This is a genomic window from Mesorhizobium sp. M7A.F.Ca.CA.001.10.2.1 (genome assembly GCF_003998575.1).
In the GTDB taxonomy this organism is placed as follows: domain Bacteria; phylum Pseudomonadota; class Alphaproteobacteria; order Rhizobiales; family Rhizobiaceae; genus Mesorhizobium.
Genome location: NZ_RZQY01000342.1, coordinates 1 through 6,322, shown reverse-complemented (window position 1 = coordinate 6,322; position 6,322 = coordinate 1). Strand labels below are relative to the sequence as shown.

At 62.3% G+C, this 6,322-nt stretch carries 7 protein-coding genes; 3 read left to right on the top strand and 4 right to left on the bottom strand.

The window, feature by feature from the left end; genetic code table 11:
- On the top strand, nt 1–904 hold a 904-nt coding region (locus tag EN964_RS20975; protein WP_127276702.1), incomplete at its 5' end, for an aldehyde dehydrogenase family protein.
- A gap of 69 nt (nt 905–973) precedes the next feature.
- Here EN964_RS20975 and EN964_RS20970 read toward each other — a convergent pair.
- The 4 genes from EN964_RS20970 to EN964_RS20955 form a co-directional block, all read right to left on the bottom strand.
- Nucleotides 974–1,288, bottom strand: coding sequence for an antibiotic biosynthesis monooxygenase (locus EN964_RS20970; protein ID WP_027039045.1), 315 nt, complete (start codon nt 1,286–1,288; stop codon nt 974–976).
- Between the two features lie 60 nt (nt 1,289–1,348).
- The gene (locus tag EN964_RS20965; protein WP_306255281.1) at nt 1,349–2,353 is read right to left on the bottom strand and encodes a TonB family protein; all 1,005 of its coding nucleotides are present in this window, start codon (nt 2,351–2,353) and stop codon (nt 1,349–1,351) included.
- Between the two features lie 85 nt (nt 2,354–2,438).
- Nucleotides 2,439–2,882 (bottom strand): hypothetical protein, encoded by a 444-nt coding sequence (locus tag EN964_RS20960; RefSeq protein WP_023812248.1) that lies wholly within the window; start codon nt 2,880–2,882, stop codon nt 2,439–2,441.
- 5 nt (nt 2,883–2,887) lie between these two features.
- Nucleotides 2,888–5,086 (bottom strand): TonB-dependent hemoglobin/transferrin/lactoferrin family receptor, encoded by a 2,199-nt coding sequence (locus EN964_RS20955; RefSeq protein ID WP_127272242.1) that lies wholly within the window; start codon nt 5,084–5,086, stop codon nt 2,888–2,890.
- 198 nt (nt 5,087–5,284) lie between these two features.
- Here EN964_RS20955 and hemP point away from each other — a divergent pair, with 198 nt between their 5' ends.
- Nucleotides 5,285–5,497 (top strand): hemin uptake protein HemP, encoded by a 213-nt coding sequence (hemP, locus tag EN964_RS20950; protein ID WP_127271521.1) that lies wholly within the window; start codon nt 5,285–5,287, stop codon nt 5,495–5,497.
- A 124-nt stretch (nt 5,498–5,621) separates the two neighbouring features.
- Nucleotides 5,622–6,322 (top strand): ChuX/HutX family heme-like substrate-binding protein (locus tag EN964_RS20945; RefSeq protein WP_127276700.1); only part of this gene is annotated, 701 nt, incomplete at its 3' end.

Sequence of the window (6,322 nt, the reverse complement as noted above, 5' to 3'; positions counted from 1 at the left end):
GTTCGGGCCGGTGCTGCATGTCGCCAGTTTCGACGCCGACGAGATCGACGCGGTCATCGCCGCCATCAACCGCAAGGGCTACGGCCTGACCTTCGGGCTGCACACCCGGATCGAGGGCCGCGTGCAGCATTTCGTCGACGGCATCCACGCCGGCAACATCTATGTCAACCGCAACCAGATCGGCGCCGTCGTCGGTTCGCAGCCGTTTGGCGGCGAGGGGCTTTCAGGCACCGGTCCGAAGGCCGGCGGCCCGCACTACCTCCGCCGCTTCCGCAAGGGGCCGGAGGCTGGCACCCATGTGCAGGATGGCCACAAGGTCACGGCGACCGAACTTGCCGACAATCTGCCGGATCCCGCACTTGGCGGCTGGTCGACGCGGCCCGACCGGATCGCCATTCTGAGGAAGCATCTGCGCGGCAAGGGTGCTGCGGCCATTGGTGCGGCCGCCGGCATCGATTTCGGCCAGGTCGACCTGCCCGGGCCGACCGGCGAGGCCAACACGCTGTCGCTGTCGCCACGCGGACGGGTGCTGTGCCTTGGTCCTGACGGCGATACGCTGCTGGCGCAGACGATCCAGGCGCTCGCCGCCGGCAATGCCGTGCTGGCCGTTGCGCTAGGTGCACCGGCAGCCCTTTCCGCGTTGACCGGCAAGGGCCTGCCGCTGGCCGCCATCGACGGCCGGCCGGATCCGGTCGAGGCGCGCGCGCTACGCGTCGACGTCGTCGCTTTTTCAGGCACGTCCGAGGCCGCGCGCATCGTGCGCAAGGTCATCGCCGACCGCTCCGGCCCGATCGTGCCGCTGGTCACGGAGGTGCTCAACCCGGCGGCTTATGCGCATGAACGGGCGGTCTGCGTCGACACCACCGCCGCGGGCGGCAATGCGAGCTTGCTGGCCGGGGCCTGACCCCCGGTCAACTTTTGTTTTTATGCATGTCGTTGTCCCAAAACCGGGACCACTTTTGGACGACATGCATTACGCGCCTTCGACGACCGAAAAACCCTCGAACTGGGGGTGGCCGAGATAGTGGACCTTTGTCGTGCCGACATTCCTGTGGGCGGCGCGGAAATTCTCGGACTTGGTCCAGGCGATAAAATCGTCGTGGCTGGCCCACACCGTGTGCGACGCGAAAAGCGTGTAGCCTTCGGTCTCGTTGACCGGGCCGCGCAGCAGATGGAATTCCCTAAACCCCTTCATCTCAGCAAGGCTGGAATCGCGGTTCTTCCAGACGGCTTCGAAGTCGTTCTCCGAGCCGGTCTGCACCTTGAAGCGGTTCATTGCGATGTACATGGCGGTTCCTTTCGTGCGGATGTTGATGATTGGCGGCTGCAGCGTTTGTTCTGCGCACATTCAAAATGGGCCGATTTCGGTCTCGAACTCCAAATTTGCGCTTGCTGCCTGCGGTGGAATCGGAGGGAAGGGGGCTGCCTTGCGGACAATGCCAAGCGCTGCCTGATCGAAAGCCGCCGATCCTGAGGTTTCCAGAATGCGCAACTCGTTTATGTTGCCCTTCCTGCCTATGACGAATGTGACAACCGCATTGTTGCGTGCCGCCAGCTGTAGGGAAGGCGGGAGGGTGCGATTGACGCTGCCGAGCTTTCTAAAAACATCGCCGCGGTAGTTGTCTTCCGCGGCCGTGCCTGCCTCTTTTTGCCTTTTGCCCTTGCTGGCTGCTTGCGCCGACCGGTCCTCGCCATCCGCCGTGCCGCGCTTCTCATCCGCCATCTTTGAAGGGGCAGCTGCCGGAGTTGGCCTGGCTCTAGGGATCGGAGGCCGCTCCGGAACGGCGACAGGCGCTTCCGTGCTCTCAGGCTGAACGGTCAGCTGCGCCGGCGTTTCGGTCTTGGGAGCCACGCTCTGGCCATCGGGGCGTGGGACACCGGCCACCAATATGTCTGGGGCAACCGTCTGCTGTTTGACAGGTTCCGGCTTGGTCGTTGCCGCTTCCTTGGCTGGCCGAGAAGGCTCCGTTGGCGGCGACGGCTTGGGCGGCGTTGCCGGCTGTGGTTTGGCCGGTTGCGGGCTGGGCACCAGTGCAACGTTTATTGCCGCCGGGTCCTTGTCCAGCGCGCTGCCGGCCACGTTGCTGCCCGACTGTTCACTACCTTCCGGCTGCTCGGCGTCCTGGAAACTGGAAATCCCCGTAGGGGAGATCAGAAAGGCCGCCGCCACCGCGACATGGAGCAGGCAGGAGACGACGATCGCCGCCGTCCATTTGCGGCTCCAGGCCGATGGCCGCGGCAGCGCGAGCGGCTCGGTTGGCTCTATGGTCAGCTCGGCGCCGGCCTCGGGGAGGGGATTGATGTCCTGCATGTCTCGCCGCGAGACCTGCAGCGACAAGAGTAGAGTTGTCAAATCAAGATCGTTCGCCGGCAGTCTGCTATCGCCGGCCAGAGGCTGCACTACGGTGTTTCGCGGGAATGCATGATGCAGCCCCACCTCAGACTCCGAAAGCGATCCCGGTCTTGGTGTCCGTCTTCAGCTTTCGCATGCAGGCGTTCGGTTCGACGCCGGTACCGGTGCATTCGGTCGCGCTGTTGATCAGCACGCGGCTGACTTTCGAGCACTCGGTGCCGGCCAGATCGAAACGCGTCACCTTGGTCTTGCCTGCCGGCAATTCCTTGAAGTCGAGCACGGTCAGCCGGTCGACGACGCCGGCCTCGTTGAACAGGGCGATCTCGAACGCCGCCTTGGACAGGTCGGCGCCGAGATTGTTGTTGACCACGAACGTCAGGCGGCAACCCTTGTCGGAAGGTTGCGCACCGTTGAGTTCAAGGGTCAGCGCAGGGACCGGCGCGGACTCTTGTGCCCATGCCGGAACCATCGCAAGCGACATCGCCAGCATCGAGGTCAGCAGACGAAGGGATGTCATCAAGCTCGTCATGGTCATCAGCCTCCAAATCGCATCGTCGCCGCCAGCTTCAGGGTGACGCCGGGCTCGTAAGCCGCGAAAACCGGCTGCGGCGGCTGGCCGGCCGTGGTCAGGTTGAGCGGGTTGGCGTATTTTACATCGAACAGATTGTCGGCGCGGAAATCAATCTTCAAATTGTCCGTCGCCTGGTAGCTGGCAAAAGCATTGACCAGCGTGTAGTCCTCGGCGATCGGATTGCCCTTGGGCTTGCCATTGTATTGCACTTCGCCGCCCACGGTCAGCTTGTCCTCGAGGAAGCGCAAGCCGAGCTGCGCGGTGACCTGGGATGAGGGGATGGTCAGCAGGTCGGCCCGAACGTCCTTGTAGGAAATGGTATGACCATTGGTGATTGAGGCCGAGAGCCCGGCATAGCCCCATCCGGCATCATAGACGCCCTCAAGTTCGAAGCCGTCGATCTTGGCCTTGGCAAAATTCTGGTACTGGAAGCATATCGGGATACCGGGTCCGCTCGGGCAGCCGGCTGTCGGGTCAAACCGCGACAGGGTAACGCCATCGATGTAGTCTTCGACATCGTTGTTGAAATAGGCTGCCTTGATGCGCAGCGCATCGCCGGCTTCGAGGATGTCATCCTGCTTGTAGTTGACGCCGAATTCGACGGTCTTTCCGGTTTCCGGCCGCAGATTGGGATTGGGCAGGAACGGGAAGGTGACACCTGCCGGATGGCGACCGCTGATCAGTGTTTCCGACAGGGAGGGTGACCGGTATCCTTCCGCATAGGTGCCGTAGAATTGCAGGCCGGCAAGGCTGGCGCTGTCGAAAGGCGAGACGCCGACGGTGATGCGCGGCGACAACCGGTCCCCCGACGTTTCGTGGGTGTCATCCTTGAGGCTGTAATTGTCGTAACGCAGCCCGGCGATGACTTCGAGCCACTCCCAGGTGAGCTTGTCCTGGACATAGGCGCCGGAGACGTTCCGCTTGCCGGAAGGCGTATAGAAGCTGTCGCCACCGGCCGTGCCGCCGGTCTCGACTTTATCGCCGGCCCAGTCGCCGCCATAGGTCAGTTCGTGCGCGATTCCCGCAGTCTCGAATCTGGACGTGTTCCAAATGTCGATGCTGGTCGTGCCGATGTCGAATCTCGATGTCGAGCCAGCCGGCAAAACAACTGGAAGGCCGGTGCTCGGGTCAAACCGGTTGAGAGGCACGAGGCTGGTCAGATCGAGATTGGTCTTGTTGTAGGAGGTGTTGATATGGAGATCGAGCCAGCTCTTGTCCTCATCCGTAATGTTGTAGCGGGCGGTGAAGGTGTTCGACTTCAGGTCGACGTCATTGACCGGCACGCCGCCGCTGATCTCGTTCCAGCCGTCGCTTGAGCCGACCCAGCCGAGCTTCAGCTCACTGTTGTCGGTCGGCCGGATGGTGGTCTTGAGCAGGCCGCTAAGCACATCGAAGCCGGTGCCCTTGACGGTGTCGCCACCGCCATCCTTGTAGTCGTCATAGTTGCGGTAGACGATGTTGCCGAGCACGTCCCAGTTCTCGTTGAGGCGGTAGGCACCGGATGCGCTTGTTGTCCAGCCTTTGCCGTTGCTCTCATAGCGTCCCGTGACGGAGCCGGCCCATGTTTCTTCCGGCTTAAGGAAATCCCCGGCGTCCTTGGTGTCGAAGAAGACGACGCCGCCGATGGCGCCTGAGCCATAGGTGTTGGCGACAGGACCACGGATAACATCCACGGATTTAACGAGTTCGGGGTCGATGTAGAAGGTCGACTGCGTGCCGTGGTCGGAACGCTGGAAGTTCTGACGGGCGCCGTCGACGATGACCGCGACGCGACCAAAATCCTGCAAGCCTCGGATGTTGATACTGGTGCTGACGCGTCTGGCGTCGGCCTGCGCCGCGACACCGGGCACGCCAAGCAGCATCTCATTCGGCGTCGTCGCCATGCGGCGGTCGAGCTGTTCCTGGCCGACATGGCTGGTCGATGCCAGCGATTCGATCGCCGTCTCGCCGGTGCGGCTGATGACGAGGATCTTGTCGAGCAGCGTTGCTCCCGCTGGTGCGGCGTTTTCTTCTTCAGCCTTCTTCGTTTGCTCTGTCGGCTGCGCCGCTTGCTGGGCGTTAGCCAATTGCGCCGACAAGGCGATAGCCGCCACGCTTGCCAACAATGCCGCCGCGCCGTTCGCCGCCGACCGGCCACGCCATTCCCAAGTCACCAACCCCATGCCCCAACTCCAAAGTCCAGGTTTCATGCTGGCTGGCCCGGGGCTGGCTGGCATTTTTGATCGTCTCCGGCGTCTTAAATGTTGACTCATTTAATCCGGTATTGCACTGACTAGTAAACATGATTATTCAAGTCAAGAAATGAATCGGATTACGCAACGCCTAGCCAGACGCCCGGCACAGGAAAGGGATCGACAGAGATGAACACCCACAATCCCAACGATTTTCGCTATCGCGTCCGCCGTTCCGACGATGCCTCGGCCCCCACCCGTTTCGACCGGGTTCCGCTGGCGGTGCGAACCCTGTCCAGCAACACTCTGTTCCAGGGCGAGCACGAGATCGGCATCGAGCATCACGGTGCGCTCTACCGGCTGAAGATCACCCGTCAGGGCAAGCTCATTCTCAACAAGTAAGGCTAGAGCGGTTCACCGTTTCTCGGAAACGCCGAACCGCTCTAGCTCTTTGTTTTAACGCAATTCCGGACGGAAAACCGTTTCACACTTTTCCCGGAATTGCTCTAGGCAGCAGGGACGAAACATGGATCAGCGCGTAAAACCCGCCCCGCATGAAATCCGGCGGGCACGGACAGACAATCCGAAGACGCGCGAGCGTGATCTGGCTGCCCAGCTCGGCATTTCGGAAGCCGAACTGGTCGCCGCGCATTGCGGCGACGGCGTCGTGCGCATCGAGCCGCGCGTCAACGATCTTCTGACCGGCCTCGAGGCCGTCGGCGAGGTCATGGCGCTGACCCGCAATGAGAGCGCGGTGCACGAAAAGATCGGCGTCTATGACAAGGTCGTCACCGGCAACCACAATGCCATGGTGCTTGGCGAAAACATCGACCTGCGCATCTTCCCGAAGGTCTGGGCACACGGCTTTGCCGTCGAGAAGCGAGACGGCGACGAAATCCGCCGCAGCCTGCAGTTTTTCGATGCGGCGGGCGAGGCCGTGCACAAGGTGCATTTGCGTCCGGCCTCCAGCCTCTATGCCTATCAGAAGCTGGTTGCCGCGCTCGAATCGTCCAATCAGGAGCCGACCGTCGACATTTCGGGACCACTCCCCGATGACGAGAGCCATGGCGACGAAGCGGCCGCCAATCTCGACGATCTGCGCGACCGCTGGAGCCGGCTGACCGATGTGCACCAGTTCTTCGGCATGCTGAAGACGCTGAAGCTCAGCCGCCGGCAGGCGGTGCGCCTGGTCGGGCAAGACTATGCCTGGCAGCTCGACAATGATGC